This window comes from Streptomyces sp. NPDC060209 (assembly GCF_042728155.1).
Classification (GTDB): Bacteria; Actinomycetota; Actinomycetes; order Streptomycetales; family Streptomycetaceae; genus Streptomyces.
Map to the genome: position 1 here is coordinate 1 of NZ_JBHWZS010000071.1, position 26,536 is coordinate 26,536.

At 71.2% G+C, this 26,536-nt stretch carries 11 protein-coding genes; 5 read left to right on the forward strand and 6 right to left on the reverse strand.

Annotated features, from left to right (window positions below):
* Window positions 1-29: 29 nt before the first annotated feature.
* Genes ACFWFI_RS16145 through ACFWFI_RS16165 form a run of 5 tightly spaced genes read right to left on the reverse strand, consistent with a single transcriptional unit; the run spans window position 30 to window position 6,882 of the window.
* Window positions 30-1,295 (reverse strand): cellulase-like family protein, encoded by a 1,266-nt coding sequence (locus ACFWFI_RS16145; RefSeq protein ID WP_387390020.1) that lies wholly within the window; start codon window positions 1,293-1,295, stop codon window positions 30-32.
* Window positions 1,296-1,339: 44 nt separating this feature from the next.
* Window positions 1,340-2,221: a carbohydrate ABC transporter permease gene (locus ACFWFI_RS16150; RefSeq protein WP_387390022.1), complete on the reverse strand. Its 882-nt coding sequence runs from the start codon at window positions 2,219-2,221 to the stop codon at window positions 1,340-1,342.
* On the reverse strand, window positions 2,218-3,189 hold the full coding sequence (locus ACFWFI_RS16155; RefSeq protein WP_387390025.1) for a carbohydrate ABC transporter permease: 972 nt from the start codon (window positions 3,187-3,189) through the stop codon (window positions 2,218-2,220). The genes ACFWFI_RS16150 and ACFWFI_RS16155 overlap by 4 nt, the downstream gene beginning before the upstream one ends.
* Window positions 3,186-4,514, reverse strand: a complete 1,329-nt coding sequence (locus ACFWFI_RS16160) for an ABC transporter substrate-binding protein (RefSeq protein WP_387390028.1) — start codon at window positions 4,512-4,514, stop codon at window positions 3,186-3,188. Before ACFWFI_RS16160 ends, ACFWFI_RS16155 begins: the two co-directional genes overlap by 4 nt.
* Entirely contained in the window at window positions 4,507-6,882 is a 2,376-nt protein-coding gene (locus tag ACFWFI_RS16165) for a beta-galactosidase (RefSeq protein ID WP_387390030.1), read from the reverse strand. Before ACFWFI_RS16165 ends, ACFWFI_RS16160 begins: the two co-directional genes overlap by 8 nt.
* Window positions 6,883-7,252: 370 nt before the next feature.
* Between ACFWFI_RS16165 and ACFWFI_RS16170 the strand changes: the two genes are divergently transcribed.
* From ACFWFI_RS16170 to ACFWFI_RS16190, 5 genes are all read left to right on the forward strand, one after another.
* A complete protein-coding gene (locus ACFWFI_RS16170) occupies window positions 7,253-8,371 on the forward strand; it encodes an SDR family oxidoreductase (protein WP_387390033.1) in 1,119 nt (372 codons plus the stop codon).
* 80 nt (window positions 8,372-8,451) lie between these two features.
* Window positions 8,452-10,035, forward strand: coding sequence for a PfaD family polyunsaturated fatty acid/polyketide biosynthesis protein (locus tag ACFWFI_RS16175; protein ID WP_387390035.1), 1,584 nt, complete (start codon window positions 8,452-8,454; stop codon window positions 10,033-10,035).
* A gap of 45 nt (window positions 10,036-10,080) precedes the next feature.
* Entirely contained in the window at window positions 10,081-16,032 is a 5,952-nt protein-coding gene (locus tag ACFWFI_RS16180; protein ID WP_387390038.1) for an SDR family NAD(P)-dependent oxidoreductase, read from the forward strand.
* A gap of 45 nt (window positions 16,033-16,077) precedes the next feature.
* Window positions 16,078-23,685, forward strand: coding sequence for a beta-ketoacyl synthase N-terminal-like domain-containing protein (locus ACFWFI_RS16185; protein WP_387390041.1), 7,608 nt, complete (start codon window positions 16,078-16,080; stop codon window positions 23,683-23,685).
* Window positions 23,682-25,943: an MMPL family transporter gene (locus tag ACFWFI_RS16190; RefSeq protein ID WP_387390044.1), complete on the forward strand. Its 2,262-nt coding sequence runs from the start codon at window positions 23,682-23,684 to the stop codon at window positions 25,941-25,943. Before ACFWFI_RS16185 ends, ACFWFI_RS16190 begins: the two co-directional genes overlap by 4 nt.
* A 93-nt stretch (window positions 25,944-26,036) precedes the next feature.
* Here ACFWFI_RS16190 and ACFWFI_RS16195 read toward each other — a convergent pair whose 3' ends face one another.
* On the reverse strand, window positions 26,037-26,528 hold the full coding sequence (locus ACFWFI_RS16195; protein ID WP_387390046.1) for an ATP-binding protein: 492 nt from the start codon (window positions 26,526-26,528) through the stop codon (window positions 26,037-26,039).
* Window positions 26,529-26,536 lie beyond the last annotated feature (8 nt).

Below are 26,536 nucleotides of genomic sequence, written 5' to 3' on the forward strand. Positions count from 1 at the left end.
CCGTGGCGGGTGCGCGCATCGGCCACGGATCAGACTCCGAGCAGGGCGTTGCACTCCTGCTGGAGGCGTACGTCCCGCCACATGGGGTGCTGCGGGGCGGCGTTGGAGCACACCACGGCTCCGCGTGCTCCCGCCCGGGCCGCCTCGGTGACGGCACGGCGGCAGAACGCGGCTCCGACCGGGCCCTCTTCGAAGGCGCCGTGCAGGGGCGTGTAACCGATCCATCCCTCGCCGAAGACGAGCGGCACACCTGTCTCGGCGGCCCAGTCCGCGGCAGCCGCGATCCAGATGCTGAGCTTCGCCTCCATCGCGGAGCGGTGGACGGCGTAGCGGTCGTACAGCCAGGCGTCGAAGAGATCCGGATCGCACCAGTCGTGGAGGTAGACCTCGCGCGGGCCGACAACGGTCGCTTCGAGGCGCCACCGGTCCTCCTCCGGTGGCGCCCAATCCTCCAGGGCGGGTGCTCCGGCGCGCAGAAGCTCCCGGGCGGCGCGTTCCTGGGGGAACGGCCGTGAGGGGTCACGCAGCGCATAGGTGTCGAGGAGTTCGTCGAGGACGCCGTAGACATAGGGGTGGAAGACGGCCACGTCGATGTCGCGGGGGACGCCTCGCATGGAACCGACGGGCACCCCGGCGTAGTTGACGGTGACCGGCCGGTCGGGGTGCCGCTTGCGGAACCGGTCCAGGCCGCGTTGCAGACGGGGGCGCAGGGCCACGACGGCGTCCTCGCCGGTGAGTCCTTCGGTCAGACGGCCCGCCTGGACCTCGTTGTGGAGCTCGGTGAAGGCGATCCGGTCGTCCAGGCCGTCGTGACCGGCGAGGAAGTCGATGAGGTCGGCCTGCGCGTCGGCGAGTGCCTCCGCACGGCGCTCGGGCTCGATCGCCATGATCGCGTCGAACCAGGACCGGTCACCGGCGAAGGAGGGCGACTGCTGGTACTCCCAGCTGGAGAGGATGACGAAGCAGTCGTGCCGCCTGGCCGCCTCGAACAGGGCGAGCAGGTGGGCGCGGGCGTCGATCTCGGTGGTGCCGCGGACGTCGTACCAGCGCACCCGCTGTCCGTACGCGCCGCCGAGAGGGCCGAGCCGGAGCCTGCTGGTGTCGAGGCCGGTGCCGAACAGGAGGAGCGGCATGGCGCAGATGCGGACGGTGTTGTATCCGCGCTCGACCGCTTCGGCGAAGGCGCGGTCGAGGTCGGCGAAGGGCTCGCCGGGGCCGGTGCGGGTGTACCAGGTGAAATCCCACAGGGAGATGGTGAGAGCGGAGGGAAGGTGGGCCGGCAGCGGGGTGGTCATGGTGGAGCGGCCTTCCGTGGGTCGGGTGGTGGGGAGCGGGGCGGTCAGCTCTTGACGGCGCCGGCGGTGAGCCCTTCGAGGAGCTGTTTCCGCAGCAGGAAGAAGACCAGCAGGCTCGGGACGGCCGCGAGGACTGCGCCCGCCAGTACGAGGTCGTACTGGCGGCCGGTCGCACCGAAGAGGGCCTGGATTCCGAGCGGCAGCGTGTAGTCGCCCGGGGTGCTGATCACGATGAGCGGCCAGATCAGGCTGTTGTAGCTGTTGAGGAAGGACCACACGCCCAGCGCCCCCAGTGCCGGACGCAACAGGGGCAGCACGATGCGCCGGAAGAGTCCGAACTCGGTGCATCCGTCCACCCGTGCCGCGTCCAGCAGGGCGTCGGGGACGGCCTGCTCGGTGAACTGCCGCATCATGAAGATCCCGAAGGCCGGCGCCACCCAGGGCACCACCAGGGCGAAGTACGGGGTGGTGAGGTGTGCCTTGGCGACCATGACGAACAGCGGCACGACGATGACGGCGAACGGCACCGCCAGCGAGCTGAACATGAGGGTGAAGAGCGCGTTCCTGCCGCGGAAGCGGTACTTGGCGAAGGCGAAGCCGGCAAGCGAGCACAGGCCGACGGAGGCCACGGTGGAGATGACCGCCACCACGGTGCTGGTCAGCAGCCAGCTCCAGAAGGGCTGTCCGTCGAGCAGACCGCGGTAGTTGTCCAGGGTCGCCGGTGACGGCAGCGGCCGCGGCGGGTAGCCGAAGATGTCACCCCGGTCCTTGAACGAGGAGGACAGCGCCCACAGCAGTGGGAGGGCGAAGACCAGGAGCAGGGTGATCAGGAACGCGTACAGGAGCACGCGCCCGCCGGCGGTCCGAACGCGGCGGGCACTCCGCCCGGGCCGGCTGCCAGGTATCCGGGTGGTCGCGGTGGTCATCGCTTGTCCTTTCCTACGCCGAGGGCACGCATCGCGAACTGCCCGAGCAGGAACACGGCGACGAAGAGGAGCACTCCGGCGGCGGCCGCGTAACCGAGTTGCTGACGCTGGAATCCGGCGCGGAAGATGAACATGGCGACCGACAGGGTCGATTCGCCCGGCCCGCCCTGGGTGAGGAGGAACGGCTCGTCGAAGATCTGCGCCGTGTTGACCAGCACGGTCACGGCGACGAACGCCGTCACCGGACGCAGCGCGGGCAGGGTGACGTCCCGGAACCGGCGCACCGGCCCCGCGCCGTCGATGGCGGCCGCCTCGTAGAGCTCGCGGGGCACGCTCTGCAGGCCGGCGAGGAAGAAGATGGTGAGGTAGCCGGTCCACCGCCACAGGACTAGTACGACGACGGCCACCCGCGCCCAGCCGGGAGAGCCGAGCCAGTCGATTCCGCCGAACCCGAAGAGGGCCTGGCCCACCGCGTTGATCAGGCCGAACTCGTTGTCGAAGAACAGTCCGAACAGCAGGGTGATGACGATGGGAGAGATCACCACGGGCATGAAGTAGGCCAGGCGGAACAGGTCCCTTCCGCGCAGGCCCCGGGCGTTGAGGGCCTGGGCGATGAGCAAGGCTGCCGGTACGACCACGCACAGGGTGAAGACCATGTAGAGCGTGGTGTTGCCCACCGACGTCCAGAAGCTGTGATCGGTCAACAGGTCCCGGTAGTTGCGCAGTCCTACCCAGCGCGGGGCGCCGAGGCCGGCCCATTCCGTACAGCTGAGCCAGAGACCGACGAGGACGGGGACGGCCATGAAGAGGCCGTAGAGCACATAGAACGGCGAGATGAAGATGTACGGCGCCAGGACCCGTTGGTGGCGTGACCACCAGGAGCGGGGAGCCTCGTCGAAGGCCCGGCCCCCGTTGCGGGGAGCAGTGGTCCGGGAGGCTGTGGCGTGGGTGGTGGGCGAAGTGGTCACCGCTTCACCTGCTGTCGGTAGGCACCGAGTCCGGCCTCGATGGCGGCGGCGGGAGAGGTACGGCCCTTGAGCGCGTCGAGCACCGGGCCGCCGAGAACGTCGCTCAGGATCTGCATGCCGGGCGCCTGGTAGAAGAGCGGCAGGTCGGCGGCGGCTCGGCTGTAGACATCGAAGACCCGCTGTCCGCCGAGGTACTCGTCCTTGATGCCGAGGAGCTCGGGATCCTTGTACAGCGGCTTCAAGGTGGGCAGGAAACCACCGGACCTGTAGCGCAGGATCTGTCCGTCGCGGCTGAGATAGACGCGGCGCAGGAGCTCGAGGGCCGCGTCCGTGCGGGGCTTTCCCTTCAGCACGGTGAAGGCCGTGCCGCCCATGGTGGAGGCGAGGTGACCGCCGCCGGTGAAGCGCGGCAGCGTGCGCATCCGCCACCGGCCCTTCTGCTCGGGCACGTTGGCCTGCAGGCCGTAGGCGTTGTACCAGTTGGGCATGGCCGTTGCCGCCAGCCGACCGGACTTGAGAGCCGCGGCGCACGCGCTGCCGTAGGGATCGGGCAGGGCGAGCAGGACACCGGTGCGCACACCGCGGCACATGAAGTCCAGCACCTCGACGGCTTCGGGGGAGTCCAGCACCAGTTCGCCGGAGGCGTCGAAGAACCCGCCGCCACGTTGCAGCAGGAGCTGCAGGAACCCGTTGACCACGGATCCGTTGTCCCCGGTGGAGACCATGCCCAGGCTGACGCGGTGGTCCGAGTGCAGCCGCTCGCCGTGTTCCGCCAGTTCCTCCCACGTCTCCACGTCCTGGGGGACGCGGTACTCGTCGAAGACGTCCTGCCGGTAGTAGAGGACGCTGATCGAGTTGTCGGAGTCCAGGCCGTAGGGGACGCCGCCGACCGTGTAGGGGGCGAGCTTCAGAAGGTCGTCGCCGGACGGCCGCACGGTCTCCGTCAGGTCGACGAAGAGGTTCTCGGCGATCGAGGCACCCATCACACGGGGGTACTGGTCGATGACGATGCCCGCGAGATCGGGGGTGTTCCCGTCGGCGACCGCCTGCGCGATCATCCGGGTGACGACATCGGAGGGAGCCGCGGCGGTTGCCCGTACCCGGTAGTCGAAGCGGGAGCCGCGCATCAGCGCGGGGTCCTTCACCGCTGTCCCGAACGTCTTGATGTAGCCGGGGTCGTGGGTCCAGAGGCTGACGTCGACCCGGCCGGACGACACCGGCGAGGCGTCGGCGGAGCCGCACGCGGCCAGCGCCGGGGCGGCCAGCGCGCCCAGGCCGAGACCGCCCGCGCCGCGGAGCAGGGCTCTGCGGCCGAGATCAGTCATGGTCGGCCCCGGCGGAACGAACGGCCGCCCGGTGGACGGGTACCAGACGGGCCGCGTGCAGGGCGGTCGTCCCGTGGGCCGCATCGAGACCCTCGCGGACCGAGGCGTCGACGTACACCTTGCTGTCGCGTGCCAGGGGAAGCAGGCGGATCTCGACGCCGTGCTCGACGGCCTCCTCGGCGAACCGGCGCAGGCCGATCTCCCAGTCCGGGCCGTACCAGAAGTGGTCGGCGACGAGCCGGCCGCCGATGTACGCCCGCGCGGCGTCACCCGTGAAGGAGAGGCGCAGCAACACCTCGCCCCCACCCTCGAAGGCGTCGTGGGGCACGGAGATCCGGTACACGGAGGCCGTGTCGAAGTCCTCGTCCCGGGGTGCGGAGGCGCGGTCGTGCGAGCCACCACTCCTCGCGGGCGGGGTGCCGGCCTCGGCCCGTACGCATGTCACCACGGGCTCGTGCGTCTCCTGGGGGAGGCTGAGCGTCCACCGGGTGAAGGCGCCGTCGGGCCCGGGGGCGCCCAGCCCGGGCCCGGACAGTGCCGCGGGTGCGGGCAGCAGAGCGAACGAGGCGGTCGGGGAGTCGGTGCGCAGGCGCAGTTCGGGGCCGTCCGCCAGGACGAGCTCATCGCACAGGACGAGGCGGTCCTCGCCCCAGACGCGGACCCGGTTCACGGACCGCGCGCGCTCCTCGTCGAGCACGAGTACGCGCACGGGGCCGGCCGGGCCGTGGACCGTCAGGACGGCGGCCGTGCCGGGCTCCGGCACGCTCACCAGCGTGGCGTCCGGCCCGGCCGTCACGTCGGCAGGGCCTTCGACACGCAGCCCGGCGGGGAGGGCGAGACTCACGGCGATCCCGGCGGTGGCGGCGAGCACGGTCAGGGGCGTGCCGTCGACGTCGAGCCGGGTGACGGGCTGGGCCGTCGCCCAGTCCAGACGTACTCCATCACCGAGGTCGTAGCCGATCGGCCAGACGAAGTGCGCTCCGGAGGGTACGGTCACCGGCTGCTCGGGGAGGGTGACGGCGCGCCCGCCGTCCAGCCGGACCCGGAAGCGGACCTCCTCGTGCCGCGGCAACGGCTCGTGGGGCTGGTGGTTGTTGACGAACAGGAAGCCCCGCTCGCCGTCCGACCGGACGGCCCAGCGCAGAGTGGTCCGGTCGTCGAGCCCGTCGGGTCCGGTGTCGGGCAGCGACAACGGCATTCCGGCCAGGTCGGCGCCGGAGTCCCGCAGGAAGAGATGCTGGAGCCGCAGGCCGTGGAACGACGGCCGCACCTGCCCGTACTCGCCCAGCGGAGCCTGGAAGTCGTAGGAGACCTTGGGCAGGTCGTTGGGGTAACCCGTCGCGTGGGACTCCTGGTTGGGAACCGTGTGGTCCAGGCGCTGGGAGCACCCGTGGTACAGGTAGTAGCCCTGCCACACGGAGCCGCTGCCGAGTTTCGACAGCGCCAGCGAGGTGATGTCCTCGGCCGGCACGAGCGGGCGGCGGTGGTAGGCGACGGCCATGCCGCCCCCCAGTTCGCAGGTGGCGTACGGGTAGCGCCGGTCGTCGGGGCCGGTGCCCGTGGGCGCGGAGTTCCTGAGGTCGGCGCCGATGGCGTGGTCGTCGCGGATGGGCGTGAAGAAGTAGTGGCGGCGCATGTCCCGCGTCCAGCCCTCGTGCGCGTCCTCCCAGAAGGCCTCCGGATAGCCGCCGTACAGCGGCAGCAGCACGTCCTCGGGCAGCTGGGCCGCGCCCCAGCCGGTCGCGGTCCACAGCGGCGCCCGGATACCGGCGTCCTCCGCCATGCGCCGCAGCGTCGCGAGATGGGCGGGCTGGTCGTACAGCTCGTTCTCCACCTGGACGGCGACGACCGGGCCGCCCTCGTCGTGGGCGAGGCCGCGCAGTTCGTGCGAGATCCGGGCGTAGTACGGCTCGACGAGCGCGAGATAGGCCGGGTCGTCGGTGCGCGGTGCGCAGTCGACGTCCTCGAGCCAGTCGGGGAAGCCGCCGTTGCGGCACTCGCCGTGCGACCACGGGCCGATGCGCACCGCTACGGCCAGGCCGAGTTCCGCGCACAGCCCGACGAAGCGGCGCACGTCGAGACTCCCGTCGAAGCACAAGGTGCCGCGCCGGTCCTCGTGCTGGTTCCAGAAGAGATACGTCGCCACGAGGTCGATGCCGCCCGCGCGCATCTTCAGCAGCTCCTCGCGCCATTCGGCGGCCGGGTACCGGCTGAAGTGGAACTCACCCATGACGGGGATCCACGCCCTGCCACCTCGGAGCACCCGACGGCTGTCCACCGTCACGGCCCGCGCGGTCCCTCCAGGGCTTCCCATCGGCAGGTGCCCGGAGACCGGTGCGGACGGCTTTCGTGCATGCAACGACAACATGACAGGCGGCTCCTGCGTGCGCGGCTCGGTGAAGTGGGTTCATCGTCGGCGCGGACCAGCACCCTGTCAAGATGTATTCATAATTAATGACTAGAGGTGCGATCCGGCCTGCCGTCGCAGGCAACGGCGCCCGCAGCGCGCGTACTTCGGCGGGTGAGGGAGCGTCTCGCCGTCAGCGATCCCGGAGTACAGGTCCAATCGGGTGAAATTGGGCGAACGTGTCAGTCGATTGCCGTTTCCATGCCCGCCAGCCGGTGGTTGTCCATGGCGGAAGACCGACCGGGGGGATTCACGGGCGACTCCACAAGCTCCACGGCTGCCTGGCAAGGCAACCGGATCTCCACTCCCTGAACTCTGGAGTTACTGAAAAGTGCGAGTCGCTCTTACCGGGGCCACCGGCTTCCTAGGACTGCGTCTTGTCCGCCAACTACTGGAACAGCACGACTCGTTGACGGTCCTCGCGCACGCCGGGTCCGGCTGCGCGCTGGGGCGGATCACGCGCTTCATGGAGCTGACCGGTGCACCGCTCGCGCTGATCACGGAGCTTCCCCGCCGGCTCCGTGTCATGGAGACCGACCTGTGCCGGCCGGGACTGGGGCTGCCCAATGCCGAGTTCCGGCGACTGGCGGACGAGCTGGACGTGATCTGGCACAGCGCCGGCAACATCAACCTGGACGACGACCTCGGAAGCCTGCGCCGGACCAACGTCGAAGGCACCCGACGCGTACTGGAGTTGGCCGCCGCCGGGGCCCGCCGTCCGCTGGTCCACCACATCGGCACCGCATTCGTGGGCGGCGCGCGCCGTGAGGGTGTCATCTACGAGGACGAGCTGGACGACCGGTACGGCTTCGAGAACAGCTACGAGCAGTCCAAGTACGAGGCCGAAGTCCTGGTGCGCGACTGGTCACGGCTCCATGGGCGGCCGGTCGTGGTCATGCGTCCGAGTGTCCTGGTCACAGACCTGCCACCGCACCCCGAACTTCCCGAGCACCCGCTGCAGTTCCTCTCCCGGATCGTGGAGTCCTCGGCGCGGAGCGGCGGTCTCGCCGAGAGGGACATCCCCGATGAGTACCGCCCCGTGGTACGGCTGGCGGGTCACCCCCACGGGCATCTGAACCTGATGCCGGTGGAGCATGCGGCGGCCGTCATGGTTCAGTTGGCGAGCCGGCCGCCCTCAGGACGGGCCGACGTCTACCACGTCGTCCACGACCACGATGTCGCGACCACGGTCCTCACCGCTCTGGTGGAGCGGATCGCGCCGGTGAAGGTACGGCTCGTGGAGAAGAGGCCGGACGACCCGGCCCGGCTGGAAGCAGCCGCGGACCTCTACCCCGGGTTCACGCCGTACCTCAGCCATCGCCGACGTTTCGACGACACCCGCGTGCGGAACCTGCTGGGCCCGTTCTCGTCGGGGATCCGTGTCGATCTCGACTACCTGACGACCGGCATCAGCACGAGACGGACCGCGTCGGCCACCGGAGCACCCTGACCCGCACCGCCGTCCTCGCACGGGGTGCATCTCACCTCACGACACGCTGTTCGCACCTCTTCCTGATGGGAAACCACCCCTTGTCCGTACTGGCATGTCCTGACGGGACCGTCACCGCCTCGCCGGTCTTCACACCGGAGCAGATCGCCGCCTGCGTCCGGCAGGTTCGCCACCATGCGCACATCGTCTCCGGTTCCACCGGCCGGGAGCTGGGCCTGGTGATGGGCCCCAGGCCCGCGGGGGACATCGTCGGCACACTGCCACCGCTGTATCCGGAGTGGCTGGGAGGGCGAACCTTCTGTGAGGCCCACGGTGTCCGCTTCCCCTACGTGGCCGGGGAGATGGCGAACGGCATCGCCACGACGCGCATGGTGGTGGCGATGGCGCGGGCGGAGATGCTCGGGTTCTTCGGTGCGGGTGGGCTCGGCTTCACCGAGGTGGAGCGAGCGGTGCGCGAGTTGGCCGCAGAGCTGGCCGGCATGTCGAACTGGGGGGTGAATCTGATCCATTCGCCGAGCGAGCCCGGTCTGGAGTACCGGGTCGCCAAGCTGCTGCTGCGCCACGCCGTCCCCTGCGTCTCGGTGTCGGCCTACATGGAACTCACCCCGGCCGTGGTGCTGTGCTCGGCAGCGGGGCTGCGCAGGGGCCCGGACGGGCGGATCGTGCGGCGTACGCGGCTCTTCGCCAAGGTGTCGCGACCTGAGGTCGCGACACACTTCCTCTCGCCGGCGCCACCCGAGCTGCTCCGTCCACTGGTCGGGAGCGGAGAGCTCACCGCGGAGGAAGCCGAGCTGGCCGCAGCGGTGCCGGTCGCCGAAGACCTCACGGTGGAGTCGGACAGCGGTGGGCATACCGACAACCGGCCCCTCGGTGTCCTGCTGCCGCGGATCCTGCGCCTGCGGGAGGAAATCGCCCGGCGCCTCGGGTACACACGGGAGGTCAGGATCGGTGCCGCCGGCGGGCTGGGCACTCCGGACGGGGTCGCCGCCGCTTTCGCACTCGGCGCGGCCTACGTGGTCACGGGGTCGGTGAACCAGGTCGCCGTGGAAGCGGGAATCTCGGACGACGCGAAGGCGATGCTCGCCGACGCGGACATCGCCGACGTGATCATGGCCCCGGCCGCCGACATGTTCGAAGCGGGCGTAAAGCTGCAAGTCCTGCGCCGGGGCAGCCTGTTCGCCCAGAGGGCCGGTCGCCTCTACGAGGCGTACCAGGCCCATCCCTCTCTGGAAGAGCTGCCGTCGCAGCTGCGCACCAAGCTCGAACGGGACGTGTTCAGAGCCCCGATCGACGAGGCGTGGGCGTGGACGCGGCGCTTCTGGCAACAGCGCGACCCCGCGGAGGTCGAACGCGCGGAGAAGGATCCCAGACACCGCATGGCACTGGTCTTCCGCTGGTACCTGGGGAACTCCAGCCGTTGGGCGATCACCGGGGACTCCACCCGGCGCAGTGACTACCAGATCTGGTGCGGCCCGGCGATGGGCGCGTTCAACCGCTGGACCGCGGACAGCTTTCTCGCGGACCCGGCCAACCGCTCCGTGGTGCAGATCGCGCTCAACCTGCTCGAAGGCGCCGCGGTGACCACCCGCGCGCACCAGCTCCGCACCTACGGCGTGCCGGTGCCGTCCTCGGCGTTCGCCTTCACCCCGTGCCGCCTCGCCTGACCGCGCTCCCCGCGCCCACCACCGAACAGCAAGGAAGTGGAGAGCATGTCCGTCTCTCGTCCCCGACAGGTTCCGATCGCCGTGGTCGGCATCGGCGCTCTCATGCCCGGCGAGCACGGAGCCGACGGATTCTGGCACACGGTCGTCACCGGCCGTGACCAGATCACGGAGGTCCCTGCCGCCCGCTGGCTGGTCGAGGACTACTACGACCCAGACCCCGCCGCCCCGGACAAGACCTACGCCCGCCGGGGGGCCTTCCTGTCCGACGTCGGGTTCGACCCGATGGCTTTCGGTATCCCGCCGAACACCCTCGGTGCCACGGACACCGTGCAGTTGCTCGCACTCACCGTCGCCGAGCAGGTCCTCACCGACATCGGCGGACTCCGGGGAACGGACCGCGACCGCGTCTCCGTGATCCTCGGGGCGGGCGCCACGGAACTGTTCACGCACATGACCGCGCGGATCCAACGCCCGGTCTGGCTCAAGGCCCTACGGGAGAACGGGATCCCCGAGGACGAGGCGCAGGCCGTCTGCGACAGCATCACCGACCACTACGCCCCTTGGCAGGAGTCGACCTTTCCGGGGCTGCTCGGCAACGTCATCGCGGGCCGGATCGCCAACAGGTTCGATCTGCACGGCACCAACCACATCACGGACGCGGCGTGCGCGAGCTCCTTCGCGGCCCTCTCGACGGCGGTGAGCGAACTCGCCCTCGGCCGGGCCGACCTGGTGATCAGTGGAGGCGTCGACGCCTCCAACGACGCCGGTACCTTCATGTGCTTCTCCAAGACACCAGCCCTGTCACCCACCGGCGACTGCCGCCCCTTCTCCGAAGCGGCCGACGGCACGATGCTCGGCGAGGGCATCGCCATGTACGCGTTGAAGCGACTCACCGACGCGGAGCGCGCCGGCGACCGCGTCTATGCCGTGATCCGCGGGATCGGCACCTCGTCGGACGGCAGGAGCGGCGCGATCTACGCGCCGGTGCCCGATGGCCAGGCACGAGCTCTGCGACGCACCTACGAGGACGCCGGCTACGGACCGGAGACCGTAGAACTGGTGGAGGCACACGGCACCGGGACCAACGCGGGGGACGCCGCGGAGTTCGCCGCACTTCGCCAGGTGTTCGAGGAGTGCGACCGGAAGGACGGACAGTGGTGTGCCATCGGCTCGGTCAAGTCGCAGGTCGGCCACACCAAGTGTGCCGCCGGTGCCGTCGGTCTCCTCAAGAGCGTCCTCGCCCTGCACCACAAGGTCCTCCCGCCGATGATCAAGGTGGACCGGCCCGACCCCGCGATGCGGATCGACGACAGCCCGTTCTACGTGAACACCCTGTCGCGTCCGTGGGTACGCTCCGCGGACCGACCGCGCCGGGCAGCCGTGTCCAGCTTCGGCTTCGGCGGCAGCAACTTCCACGTCACGCTGGAGGAGTACACCCCTTCCGCCGGGTCCGGTGCACGTGAGGCATGGCGTACCCGGACCGCCCCCACCGAGTTGGTGCTCCTCAGCGCCCCGTCGGCCGCCGCCCTCCTGGAACGGAGGACCGACAGCGACCGGCCGCTGTCCGAGATCGCGCGGAAGAGCCAGCAGGACTTCCGGGCGAGTGATTCCGTACGCCTCGCGATCGTCGCGGCACACAACGACGACCTGTCGGACAAGCTCGAGCAGGCCTTCGCGCTGATCGGCCGGCAGCCGGACACGGGCTTCTCCACGCCGACCGGCGTCCACTACGCCACCGGCGCGGCCTCCGTCGGCCGGATCGGGTTCCTCTTCCCGGGACAGGGCGCTCAGTACGTCGGCATGGGTGCGGACGTGGCCATGCTGTCCCCGGCCGCCCAGGCGGTATGGGACCGGCTGGGCACCATGGAGTTCGATCGTCGTGAGCTGCACCGTGTGGTGTTCCCGCCACCGGCCTTCAGCGACGGGGAACGCGCCGTCCAGCAGGCTCTGCTGACCGGGACCGAGTGGGCGCAGCCCGCACTGGCGGTGCACAGTCTCGCTCTGATCGAGGTGCTCCACGGTCTCGGACTGCGACCGGACTGCGTGGCAGGCCACAGTTTCGGTGAACTGGTGGCGCTGCACGCCGCGGGCGCCCTGGAGGCCGAGTCGCTGGTGAACCTCGCCCGTCGTCGCGGGGAGCTGATGCGCGAGGCGGCAGCCAAGCCGGGTGCAATGCTGGCCGCGGCGGCCGGGCGCGCCCGTATCGAGGACGTCATCGCCGGCTGTGACGCCGACGACATCTGGCTGGCCAACCACAACGCCCCCAGTCAGACGGTGATTTCCGGCGCGTCCGTAGCCGTCGACGTCATCGAGCGGAAACTTGCGGCCGAGGGGATCACCACTCGACGGCTGGAAGCCGCGACGGCCTTCCACAGCCCCGTGGTCGCACCGGCGAGCGAACCGCTTCTCGAGTACCTGCGCGGGATCGCGGTCGGCGAGCCCCGGCTCGAGGTCTACGGGAACGCCGACGCCGCGGTGTATCCGTCCGCTCCCGATGAGATCCGGCGCAGGATCGCCGAACACCTGGCCTCGCCCGTGCTGTTCAGCGACGAGATCGAGGCGATGTACGCCGCAGGAGTGCGGACGTTCATCGAGGTCGGCGCCGGTGACACGCTCACGGGACTCGTCACGCAGATCCTCGGGGACCGCGAACACCTGGCGGTCGGCCTGGACCGCAAGGGCCGCAACGGAATCACCTCCCTCCAGGACGCGCTCGGCCGGCTCGCCGTGCGGGGCGTCCCACTTGACCACGACGACCTGTGGGCGCCCTACGCGCCGCCCGCAGCAGCAGCCGAGGAGCGCAAGCCCAGAATGACCGTGCAGATCAACGGCAGGAACCAGGGGCGGGTCTACCCGCCCGCCGGAGGGGCCGAGGCGCTGCCCGCGCCGAACCCGTCCCGCGCGCTCGACGTACCCCCGCCCGCGGTGCAGGTACCGGCGCAGGCGGCCGCCGTCCCCACTGCCGTCGAGCCCGCGCCCCTCGCTCTCGCCGTACCCACCGCGACTGCCGCGAATCTCCCGCCTTCGGGAGCGGGTACGAGCGCCGACTGGTTCGCCGTGATCGACAACGTGCAGCGCTACACGGCACAGGCCCATGAGGCCTGCCAACGCATGCTGATCGACAGCCACTTGGCCTTCCTGCAGATGACGGAGACGACCTTCAGCGCGATGCTGGGAGCGCAGAGCGGCGCACCGGCGGGTACTCAGGCGCTGTTCGCGTCACCCGCCGTGCCGGTCGCGCCGACGGTCCGGCCCGTCTCGCCCGAGGTCACGGTTCCTCCGATGACCACCCCTCCTCCGACGGCCGCCGTGCCTTCCGCGTCGCCCGCGGTCGCCGCCCCTGTCGTGCTTCCGGAGCCGCCGCCGGCCCCGGCTCCCGGCGTACCCCAGGACATGTCCGCGGAAGGGTTCGAGGAGTTGCTGCTGTCCGTGGTGGCGGAACGGACGGGGTATCCGGTCGCGATGCTGAATGTGGACATGGAGCTCGAGTCGGATCTGGGGGTGGATTCGATCAAGCGGGTGGAGATCCTTTCCGCCATGCGGGAGCGGGTCGGTGACGGCCACGCCGACGGGCAGGTGGGAGAGCTCCTGAAGCTCCGTACGCTGCGGCAGATCGTCGACGCGTTCACAGCCACGACCGCCGCCCCCGACAGTGCCGTACCTGCCACCACCGCCCCTGCCGTGGTCGCGCCCGTCGACGGGCCCGCCGCGGACGACGAGATCCCCGCCCCCCGGCACGAGCCCGCCGGGTCGGCCGGACTCAGCAGGCTCGCCGTCCGTACGGTCCTCACCCCCGCGCCCGGGCTGACCCTGGCCGGTCTCGGGGACGAGCCGATCGCCGTGACCGAAGACGGCCTCGGGGTCGCGGACATGGTGGCGGCCAGGCTGACCGACCACGGCTTCCGGGCCACCGTCGTGTCCAGCGTCCCCCCGGACTCGCGGGCGGTCGTGCACCTCGGCGGTCTCGCGGCGGTCGGCTCGCCCGAGACCGCGCTGGAGCTGCAACGGGACGCCTTCGAGACGGCGCGGTCGGTCGCGTCGTACTTCACCGCCGGAGGCGGGGTGTTCGTAGCCGTGCAGGACACCGGCGGCGACTTCGGGCTCCGGGGCAGCCTGCCGGAGCGTGCCTGGCTCGGAGGTATCGCCGCGCTGGCCAGGACCGCGGCCAGGGAGTGGCCCTCCGCCACGGTCAAGGCGATCGACTGCGAGCGCGGAGGGCGTGACGCGGACGCCGTGGCCGAGGCGATCGTGGGGGAGTTGCTCCACGGCGGACCGGCGGCGGAGGTCGGCCTGCGCGCCGACGGAACCCGCACCACCCCGGTCGCGGTTCCGGCGCCGGTGGAGTCCGGGCCGGCCGCGGACATCGGCCCGGATTCCGTCATCGTGGCCACCGGCGGAGCCCGCGGGGTGACCGCGGCCGCGCTGCTGGACCTCGCCAGGGCCCACCGGCCCCGCATCGTCCTCCTCGGCCGCACCGAGCCTGCCGGGGAACCGCGGGGGCTGGCGGCGGCGACCGACGAGCCCGCACTCACCCGAGCCCTCGCCGAACGCTCCGACGGGGCCACTCCCGCCGAGATCGGCGCCGAGGCCCGGAGGATCCTGGCGGCCCGTGAGGTCCGGTCCACCGTCGCGGCCCTTGAGGACGCCGGTTCAAAGGTCCGTTACATGCCGGTGGACGTCCGGGACAGCGGAGCGGTGCGCGGCGTACTGGAAGAGGTACGCGGCGACTGGGGCCCGATCACGGGAATCGTGCACGGTGCCGGAGTGCTGGCCGACAAGCTGATCGCCGACAAGACCGACGAGCGGTTCGACCAGGTCCTGGCCACCAAGGTGGGAGGCCTGCGCGCACTGCTCACGGCGACCGAGGGCGATCCGCTCGACACGATCGTCCTGTTCTCCTCGGTGGCCGCGGTGTTCGGCAACGCGGGGCAGAGCGACTACGCCATGGCCAACGAGGTGCTCAACCACGTGGCATCCGCCGAGCGTGCCCGGCGGCCCGACTGCCTGGTGCGGTCCATCGCCTGGGGCCCGTGGCACGGCGGAATGGTCACCCCCGAGCTGGCCGCGCACTTCGGCCGTTCCGGTGTGCCGCTCATCCCCGGCGAACAGGGTGCCGCAGCCTTCACCACGGAGCTGAGCGCTCCGGGCGCCGACACCAGGGTGGTCATCGCGGCCGGTGACGGCCTGGGCTCCATGGCAGCCGTCACCGAGCCGGTCGCGGCGCAGGTGCGCATCGACGCGCACACGCACCCCTACCTCGCCGACCACGCCGTCGCCGGTGTCCCCGTCCTTCCTGTGGCGATGGCACTGGACCGGTTCACCGGTGCGGCCGCGGCCTGGCGGCCCAACGCGGGCCACCTGGTGCTACGGGACCTCCGCGTCTTCAGCAAGGTCGCCCTGCCACACCTGGACGGCGGAGGCCATCGGCTGACCCTGCGCGGTCGCCGGGCGGCGACGGGCTCTCCCTCCGCCCTGGAAGCCGAACTCGTCGGCGAGGAAGGCGCACCGCACTTCCGGATCCAGATGGACTTCCGGGCGAGCCCGCCGCAGTCGGAGGACTGGGACACCCCCCAGGGCCTCGGCGCGCCGCAGCCCGCCGACATCTACGACGGCCGGGTGCTGTTCCACGGCCCGCGATTCCATGCCCTCCGCTCCATCCACGGGGTCGGCGAGGACGGAGCCGAGGCGACGGTGACCGGTCTGACCGAGCTCGGCTGGGGTGGCGACCACTGGCACCTCGACGCGGCTGCCACGGACGGGGCTCTGCAACTCGCCTTGGTGTGGGCTGACAAGGCGCTGGGTGACGCCACCCTGCCGATGGCGGTCGCGGAGTGCCGGGTGCACCGGCGCGGCCCCGTCCGGGGCACCGTGCGCTGCGTGGTGCGGGCCAGGAAGGTGCACGAGACGGGGGCGCGCTGCGATGTGGCGCTCGTCGATCCGGACGGGTCCCCCAGGGTGGAGCTGCTCGGCGTGGAACTCGTACGACGCCCCTCCTGATCCGCATCCCCCCGGATTCGTCCGTGTTCGTGAAATGAGACCGGTATGGGATTCGACCCGATCGCCATCGTCGGCCGGGGGTGCGTCTTTCCCGACGCGCTCGACCCCGACTCCTTCTGGGACAACATCGCCGCACGCCGGTGCAGCCTCTCGCCGGTCCCGGACGGCAGATGGCGACTGCCGCACCGATGGGCCATGGGCACGGTCGACGACCACCTCGACCGCACGTGGACCGATGTGGGCGGCTACGTCCGGGACTTCGGGTCGGTGTTCGACCCGACCGGTTTCCTCGTGGCCCCCGATGAGATCCTCGGCCTGGACCAGCTGTTCCACTGGGTGCTGTACGGCGCCCGGCAGGCGCTGCGAGAGGCCGGTCACGAGGGACCGTCGCCCCGTGCGGGCCTGGTCCTGGGGAACCTCTCGTACCCCACGAGCACCGGAACCGCCTTCGCCGAACACGTCTGGCTGTCCGGGGGAGCACCCTCCCTGCTGCGTGGGGCGGCACGGACCGGGCCCGACCCCCGCAACCGCTTCTCCGCAGGGCTTCCCGCGCACTTCGCGGCCAGGGCGCTCGGCCTGGGCGCGGGGGCCTTCGCGCTCGACGCCGCCTGTGCCTCGTCCCTGTACGCGATCAAACTGGCCTGTGACCGCCTGCACGACGGGACGGCGGACGTCATGGTGGCCGGCGCGGTCAACCGGGCCGACAACCTGTTCCTGCACGTGGGGTTCTGCGGCCTGTCCGCAGTGAGCCGCACGAGCCGTAGCCGTCCCTTCCACCGGGACGCCGACGGCCTGCTCCCCGGCGAGGGCGCCGGGTTCGTCGCACTGATGCGCCTGCGTGACGCCGTCGCACAGGGTTCGCCGGTCCTGGGAGTCGTCCGGGGGGTCGGGCTGTCGAACGACGGACGCGGCAGAGGCCTGCTCAGCCCCGCACAGGAGGGGCAGGAGCGGGCGATGCGCCTGGCGTACGGCATGGCGGGTGTCGCACCGCGGAGCGTCTCGCTCGTGGAGTGCCACGCCACGGGAACTCCCGTAGGTGACGTGGAGGAGGTCCGCAGCATGGCGCGGGTCTTCGCGGACAGCCCTGATGTGCCCATCGGCTCGGTGAAGTCCAACGTCGGGCACCTGCTGGCCTCGGCCGGTGTGGGAGGACTGCTCAAGGTGCTCGGCGCGATGCGGGCCGGCGTCCGTCCTGCCACGCTCGCCGCCGAAGAGCCGCTGACCGAGCTGCACGGAACACGGCTGCGGGTGCTGAGTGAGTCCGAGCGGTGGACCGGTCTTCGGCGGGCGGCGGTCAGCGCCTTCGGATTCGGTGGCACCAACGCCCATCTGGTCGTCGACGCCTGGGACGGCGCCGACACCGCCGCGACAGCGGTGCCCGGCACGCGGCGCCCACCGGGTGAGCCGGTGGCGATCGTCGCGGTGGCCGCTCGGGCCGGCGAGGGAGCGGGCACCCAGGACTTCCACCGCGCGGTGCTCGACGGCCGCCCGAGCGGTCCGGCTTCGAAGATCGATGTGGCCCTGCCCGGTCTCCGCTTTCCGCCGATGGCGGTCGGAAAGGCGCTGCCCCAGCAGATCCTGATGCTCGAAGCCGCACGGGAAGCGGCGCGCGACGTCACCCTGCCGCGAGAGCGGACCATGGTCCTCGTCGGGACAGGTGTGGACATGGAGAACGCCCGTGCCACCGCACGCTGGCGGGCCCCTTCCTGGCTGGAGGAGGCCGGTGAGGCCACCGACCCGGGACTGACCGCACGCGTCCGTGACGCCTTCTCCGCCCCCATGGACTCGGAGCGGGTGGTGGGCACGCTGCCCAACCTCGTGGCCAACCGGATCAACACCCAGCTCGACCTGGGCGGACCCGGCTGCACGGTGTCGGCCGAGGAGGCCTCCGGTCTGGTCGCACTGGACCTCGCGGCACGCGCGATCCGGGCCGGAGAGGCCGACGCCGCCCTCGTCGGCGCCGTCGATCTTTCCTGCGAACCGGTCCACCGCGCCGCCTTGCACGAGCTCGGACGGGAGACCTCCACCGGGGACGCCGCCGTCGCGGTCGTACTCAAACGCCTCACCGACGCCCGCCGGGACGGCGACACCGTGCTGGCCCTCGTCGACGACGGAGCCACCGGCGAGCCGGACATGGTGATCGGGGACGGCGCGGACGCCGGCTTCGACCCGGCAGGACTGTTCGGCCGGGCTCATGCCGCCCACGGCCTGCTGGCGGTCGCGGCCGCGGTGACCGCCCTGCGACACCGCGCCCTCCCGCGGACGGGAGGCCCGGCCGTTGCCGTACCGGGCCTGCGTACCGCGCACGTGGTCGTGTCACCGCTGGAGGCACCCCCGCTGCGGGTGCGGCTGCGGGCCGCGGACGCCGGGTCCTGGGCACCCGGACCGGCGCCGCGGCTGCACGTGTATTCCGGGCGCGACCGACAGGAGGTGCTGGCCGCACTGGAGTCGGGCACAGAGTCCGGCGAAGGACCCGCCAGGCTTGCCTTCGTGTCCGACGGCGACCCCCGGACACAGCACGACCCCGTGCGCCGCTGGCTCGTCGAGGGCGGGGTCCGGCCGCCCGGTACGGCGTACCGCGACGCACCGGTGGGGGGCGAGACCGCCTTCGTGTTCACCAACGGGTCGGCCGCGTACCCGGACATGGGCCGAGAGGTCCAACTGGCCCTGCCCTCCCTCGGCGACGCGGTGGCGGCCGCGTACGGGAAGGCCGTCGGGCGGCCGGAAGCCGGGAGCGTGCAGACGGTACTCGACCGGATCTGGGGTGCCGCCCAACTGGCCGCCGTCCACGTCGAGCTGACGCGCGGCCTCCTCGGGATGCGGCCGGACGCCGCCATCGGCTACTCCTCCGGGGAGTCGGCAGCCCTGGTCACCCTCGGAGCCTGGCGGGATGTGGAGGCCCTGCACCAGGACACCCGGGAGAGCGGCCTGTTCACCAGCGAGCTCACCGGTGAGCTGAGAGGCGTACGCCGCGCCTGGCGACAGCTCGGCGTGGACGGTGACCGGTGGTCGAGCTACCTGGTCACAGCACCCTTCGACCGGGTCCGCGGGGAACTGGCGGACGAACGCGCCGTCCACCTGATGGCGGTCAACGCCCCCGACGTGTGTGTGGTCGGCGGCGAGGCACGGGCGTGTGCGGACGTCATGGCGCGGCTCGGGGCCGCTCACGCGATTCCGATCGACTACGACCTGGCCGCTCACGCTCCCGAACTGTCCGAGGTCCGCGACCGGTGGTGGAACCTTCACCACCGTCCCACCAGCGCCGTTCCGGGAGTTCGCTTCTACAGCGGGGCGACCACGCACTGGTACATCCCGACGGCCGAGCGTGCCGCCGATGCCGTCACGGCGCAGGGCGTGGGGACCATCGACTTCGTGGGCACGGTCGAACGGGCGTGGGCCGACGGAGTCCGTGTGTTCGTCGAGCACGGGCCGCGCGGCCTGTGCACGGGATGGATCAAGCGGATCCTGGGCGACCGCGACCATGTGGCCGTAGCGCTCGACGCCGAGGACAGGGGGCTGCGCCAGCTCTGCCTGGCCGTGGCCGAACTCGTCGCCGCGGGCGTGCCCGTCCACGCGGAGGCCCTCTTCGAGCGACTCCGCGCCGCCGCGCCGCCACAGACCGATGCCACCCCCGCCATCACTGTTCCGGCCCACTGGGAGATCACCTTGCCGTCACTCGGACAACCGGCGGTGATCATGCCCAGGGCGCCCCGGCTGGCACCGGCCCCGGCCTGCCGTCCCGCCGAGCCCGTCGTCGCCGCCCCCGCCCCGCTCGTCGCCGACGAGGAGCCGCAGCCGACGGACATGCGCATGCTGGTCGCACGGCAGACCAACCGTGTGATCGCGCTGCACCAGGAAGTCCTCGCCGGACACCTCCGGATGCACCAGAGTTTCCTGCGGACCAGGGCCCGACTGGCCACCGCACTCGTGCACGCGGCGGCGGGAACGTTGGCGCCGCCCCCGTCCGGTCCGGTCGTACATCCGGCAGACCCCCCTGCGCCCGGGCTCGGCGGCGGGCAGCCCGATCCCTCGCCGGTGACGGTGTTCGACCGGGCGCAGCTGGAACACCTCGCCGCACAGCCGGTCTCCACGCTGTTCGGGCCCAGGTTCGCCGAGCAGGACGCGTACGAGCTGCAGACCAGGATGCCCGGACCGCCGATGCTGCTCGCCGACCGTGTCACAGGCATCGAGGCAGTCCCGGCGGCCCTCGCCGAACTCGGCGCGGAGCACGCCACCGGCACGATCCGGACCGAGACCGACGTCCGCCTCGACAGCTGGTACATCGATTCCACCGGGCGCATGCCCGCGGGCCTGATGATCGAGGCGGGCCAGGCGGACCTGCTGCTGATCAGCTGGCTCGGGGTCGATCTTCTCAACCGGGGGGACCGGGCCTACCGGCTGCTCGGCTGCGAACTGACCTACCACGGCAGTCCGCCCCAGGCGGGGGAGACGCTGCGGTACGAGATCCACATCGACGGGCACGCCCAGCACGACGGTGTCCGCCTCTTCTTCTTCCACTACGACTGCTACGTCGGCGACGAACTCCGGCTGAGCGTCCGGGACGGCCAGGCGGGCTTCTTCACGAAGGCCGAGCTCGACGGCACCGACGGCGTGGGCTGGGACCCCGCCACCTCCTCACCGGCCCCGGACGTCCCGCAGGACGCCCCCGCGGTGCACTGCGCGCGGTCCTCCTTCACCGCTGAACAGGTACTCGCCTTCGCGGCCGGCCGTCCCGCCGACTGCTTCGGCCCGGACTGGGACATCACCAGGTCACACGTGCGCTCACCCCGGCCCGACGGCGGCCGGCTGCTGCTCCTGCGCGAGGTCACCGACTTCGACCCGGCCGGAGGACCGTGGGGCCGGGGCTACCTCCGTGCGGAGACCCCCGTCTCACCGGACGACTGGTTCTTCGAGGGGCACTTCAAGAACGACCCGTGCATGCCGGGAACCCTGATGCTCCAAGCCGGTCTGCAGGCGATGGCCTTCTACCTCGCGGCCCTCGGCTTCACCGCCGCCAGGGACGGGTGGCGCTTCGAGCCGGCCACCGAGCGGCCCTTCACCGCCCATTGCCGTGGGCAGGCCACCCCCGCCAGCCGGCGGGTCGTGTACGAGGTGTTCGTGCACGGCGTCTCGGCCGGCCCCGAGCCGACGCTGTACGCCGACATCCTGGGAACCGTCGACGGGGTCAAGGCGTTCCACGGCCGCAACGTCGCGCTCCGGCTGGTGCCGGACTGGCCCCTGTCGCACTGGCGTCAGCTCGGCGGACACAGGGAACAGACGAGCGGAACCCCGGTGCCGCCGGCCCTTCTCGGCGGGCTCGTCGGCCATCACGAGTCCAAGCCGGTGATGGAGTCCGAGGGGCTCGTCTTCGGCTACCCGTCATTGCTGGCCTGCGCCTGGGGCAGGCCGAGTGCGGCCTTCGGAGCCGCGGCGCAGGCCTTCGACGGCACACGCAGGATCGCGCGGCTGCCCGGTCCGCCCTATCACTTCATGACCCGCATCGTCTCCGTGGACGGCCCGCAGCGTGGCATGAGGCAGGGCAGCAGGGTGGCCGCCGAATACGAAGTACCCGACCAGGTCTGGTACTTCGAGCAGAACGGCGGCCAGGTCATGCCGTTCGCGGTGCTCATGGAGATCGCTCTGCAACCGTGCGGGTGGCTGGCCGCCTACGTCGGCTGTCCGCTGGCCACCGACATCGACCTGCTCTTCCGCAACCTCGACGGGAGGGGAACGGTCAGCGGTGAGATCACGCCGGCCACCCGGACCGTGCGCACCGAGGCGGAGCTGACCTCGGTCTCGCGGACCGGCGAGATGATCATCGTGTCGTTCGCGATCCGGTGCTTCGCCGACGACGAGGAGGTCTTCGAGCTGTCCACGGTCTTCGGGTTCTTTCCGCCTTCGGCCTTCGACCACCAGGTCGGGCTGCCCGTCCCGGAGGGCGGCCGTGCCGCGCTGGAGGAGCCGTGCGAGCGCACCGTCGACCTCACGACGAGCCCCGCCCGGTACTTCGCCGGTCCGGCCGTGCTGCCCGGCCCGATGCTCCTGATGATCGACAGGGTCACGGGCTACTGGCCCGAGGGCGGAAGCGCGGGGCTGGGGCGGATCCGGTCGGAGAAGGACGTCGACGCGGGGGAGTGGTTCTTCAAGGCCCACTTCTTCCAGGACCCGGTCCAGCCGGGCTCACTGGGCATCGAGGCCATGTGCCAGCTGCTCCAGTTCTACCTGATCGAGCGAGGCCTGACCGAGGGTGTTCCGCATCCCCGGTTCGAGCCCGTCATGCCGGACCGCGAGGTGACCTGGAAGTACCGCGGACAGATCACCCCGGACAACCGCCTCATCAGGATCGATCTGGAGATCACCGAGGTCGCCGAGGACGCGCGTGGACCGTACGCGGTCGCAGAGGCCCGGCTCTGGGGGGACGACATCTGCCTCTACCACGCCCGCGGGCTCGGTGTCCGCGTCGTGCCCGGGGACGGTCCGTCCGGAGCGACGGAGCAGACCCTCGATCCCGCGGTCGACACGTGGACGAGTGACCACCGTCCGACCTTGACGGTCCCCGCGCTGCCGATGATGTCGGTCGTCGATCGACTCGCGCAGGCCGCGGCCGATCACACCGGACGCCGCGTGGCCGCCGTACACGATGTCCGGCTCCGGCGCTGGATCCCGCTCGACGGACCGGTCCGGCTGCGGACGGAGGTGGTGGCCACGACGGCGGGGCTGGAGGTGAAGCTGCTGACATGGCGTGAGGCGGCCACGTCCTCGCTGTCCCGGTTCGAGGAAGTGGCCAGTGGCACCGTGCTGGTGGGTGACCGGCCGGCCCGGCGCCCCGAGCGGTTCGCCCCGCTGCCGGACGCCGTGGTGCAGCCGGACCCGTACGCTTCGGCCGAGCTGTTCCACGGACCGGCGTTCCAGTACCTGACGTCGCTCGCCATCGGAGCGGCGGGAGCCTCCGGCGTGGCCGACGTCGCCCGCGGCACGGTGCCGAAGGGGTGCCTGAACCAGGGACTCATGGATGCCCTCATCCAGGTGATCCCTTCCGCCAGTCTGTGGCGGTGGTCCCCGAAGATCGGCGAAGACGTCGTCGGCTACCCCCTTCGCGTTGTCCGGCTGGAGCTGTTCGAAGCGCCGCCCGAGGCCGGTCAGGTCGAGATCGAGGCCCGCTTCGCCGGGTTCGTCTCCGAAGGGGCGAGTCCCAGGCCCATGTCGGCGATCGACCTCCAGATGTGCGTGGACGGCCGGGTCGCCGCCGCGCTGCGGCTGATCAACATCCTGTTGCCCGTCGGACCCCTCGCCAGCGCCTCGCTCATCGAGCGGCGGGACTTCCTGATCCGCGGTGGCGCCACCGCGGGGGTGGGCCTGTGCAGGCACGCCGACGGCACGACGGAACTCCTCGCCGACGAGATCGACGAGGTGGACTGGCTCAGAGGCACGGTCGCGCGGGTCATGGGCCTGCCGCCCGGCTCCAGGGGCAGGGACCATCTGGAGGTCATCGCGGTCAAGGACCATGTCGGCCGCCTGGCGGGCGTACACCCCAGCACGGTCGAGGTCAGTGAGGACCTGCGGTCCGCCCGTACCGCCTCCGGGCAGCTCCACCCCGTCCTGGTCGTCCGCGGCGCGGGCAAGGTCAGCGTCCGTTCCGGCGGTGGGCGATGACCGGAACACTGGACGACGTCGCCGATCCGGGAGTCCTGCCGGCGACGCGCCCCGAGCGTCTCGTGGGCCTGCTGGAGAGGTGGCGGTACGCGTTCCTCGCGCTGACCGTGCTGGTGACGATCGGTCTCGGAGCCGTCGGCCTGGGCGTGTTCGGCAAGCTCTCCGGTGGCGGATGGACGCCTGCCGACTCTGAGTCCGCCCGTGCCGACGCGATGCTGCGCGAGCACTTCCGGTCCGGCAGCCCGGACCTGGTTCTGCTTGTCGACGCGCCGGGCTCCGTCGACGAGCCGCGGGCGGCGGCCGCCGGTCGGCGTCTGACGGAAAGGCTGCGCGCCGACCCACGGGTGCAGCACCTCGACTCGTACTGGCCGCAGGGTGATCCGGCACTGGTCTCCCGCGACCGGGGCACAGCGCTCATCAGCCTCCGACTGCTCGGCGGCGAGCGCGAGGCCACCGGAACGGCTGAGGACATCCGCCGGGAGACCGCCACCGGAACGGCCCCGCTGACGGCGACCGCCGCCGGGCGGGCGGTGGCGAAGCGCGACCTGGAGAAGCAGAGCCAGCACGACCTCGTACGAGCGGAGCTCATCGCGGCGCCTCTCGTCCTGCTCATCCTCGTCTGGATCTTCGGCAACGTCCTGAGCGCTCTGCTCGCGCTGTCCGTCGGTGGCATCGCGGTTGTTGGCACGCTGGCACTGCTGCACGCTCTCACCGAGTTCACCCAGGTGTCGGTCTTCGCGGTCAACCTGACCACGGCGCTGGGCTTCGGCCTGGCCATCGACTACGGCCTGTTCATCATCACCCGCCACAGGGAGGAGCTGGCCGCGGGCCGCGACGTCCGGCAGGCGGTCCTGGTCAGCGTGCGCACGGCGGGCCGTACCGTGTTCTTCTCGGCCCTGACCGTCACGCTGTCGATGGCGGCGTTGCTGGTCTTCCCCCTCTACTTCCTGCGCTCTCTGGCCTATGCGGGCATGAGTGTGGCGGCCCTGGCCGGACTGACCGCCGTGCTCGTGCTCCCGGTGTGCCTGCTCGTAGCAGGCAAAAGGGTCGAGGGCCGGCGCGGCCCGTCACCGTCGGCCGCAGGAGGTCCGAACGGCGTCGGAGACGGGAGTGGCGGAGGCCTCTTCTACCGCACCGCCCGGATGGTGATGCGTCGTCCTGTCATCACCGTCGTCCTGGTGGTTCCCGTGCTGTTGTGCCTGGCGAGTCCGTTCCAGCGCGTCGAGTTCGGCCTCTCGGACGACCGCGCGCTGGGCGTTTCCTCACCCGTGCACCGGGCCACCGACGTGATGCGCGACGACTTCGACCTCCGGTCGACAGCCATGGCGAACATCGTGCTGCCCGGCCTCACGAGTACGTCGTCGAGGAGTCCGGCCGAGTACGCCCGCCAGGTCTCCCTGACCGCCCATGTGCTCAGGGTGGACACCGCGACGGGTTCCTACGCCGGCGGAGAACGGCAGGCCCCGCCCGCACCGTCCTCCGCCCGCTTCTCGGGGCCGAGCGGCAGGTGGCTGTCGGTCGTCACCGACGCCGAGCCCTACTCCGTCGAAGGCGGTGAACTGGTCCGCGCGCTGAGGGCGGTACCGGCTCCGGTACCCGCGCTCGTGGGTGGTGACGCCGCCTCGCTCGTGGACACCAAGGCCGCTGTCGGCGAGCGGCTCGGACCGGCCGCCGCGATCATCGTGCTGGTCATCTTCACTCTGCTGTTCCTGTTCACCGGCAGCGTCCTCGTACCGGTCAAGGCCGTACTGCTCAACCTGCTCAGCCTCACCGCCACGTTCGGGGCGATCGTCCACGTCTTCCAGGACGGGCACCTGCGGTGGCTGGTGGGCGACTTCCTGGTCACCGGCACCACGGACACGCTGCTGCCGGTGCTGATGTTCTGCATCACCTTCGGCGTCTCGATGGACTACGAGATGTTCCTGCTGTCCAGGATCATGGAAGAGCACCGCCGTACGGGTGACACCACCTCTGCCGTGGCCTTCGGGCTGGAGCAGACCGGCCGGCTGTTCACCGCCGCCGCGCTCGTGCTCGCCATCGCGATGGCGGCGATGGCGACGTCCCACCTCACCCCGCTGAAGCTCCTGGGTGTGGGCCTCACCCTCGCGGTCGTTCTCGATGCCACGCTGGTGAGAATGCTCCTGGTTCCCGCGATCATGAAGATGGCGGGCAGGGCGAACTGGTGGTGCCCGAGGCCCCTGCGGTACGTGCACGCCCGGTTCGGCGTCTCGGAGACCGAATCGCGGGCGGTCGTCTGACCACTACGGGGTACTCACCAGGGTCCGCCTGCCTCTCGTACCGGCCGGCGCCGATGGCTGCGACCGGCAGGAGAGGTGAGCCGCCGGCCGATGTCACCAGGGCGAGAAGCCGGCCGGATCGCCGTCCGCCCCTTCGAGCAGCGAGATCTGCACACGTACGCGTTTGCCCACAGGCTCACGGCGCACCTCGAAGCTCTGGCAGACGGCGAGAACGATCTCCAGGCCGTGTTGCCCCGCACGTGCGGGGTCGGCCCCCAGAGCGGCGGGGAGCACGGAGCCCGAGTCCCACATCGTGATGCCCAGCATGTCGCCGTCCACCTCGAGATCCAGCAGGCACGGCCCCGGCGCGTACTTGCAGACGTTCGTGGCCAGCTCGCTCACCACCAACTGCGCGACGTCCATCGCCCGCGCCGGTACGTCCAGATCACGCAGGGACCGCGCGTCGGACAGGAACTCCCGGACGAAGTCACGGGCAAGGGAGATCTGCCCCGAATCCATGTCGTACGCGGCCCCGGCCGCCATGACGCCCGTGCCGGCCTCCGGCCCGTCCTGTTCGGTCCCGCGTGTTGTAGCCACCAGCACCATGCCGCATC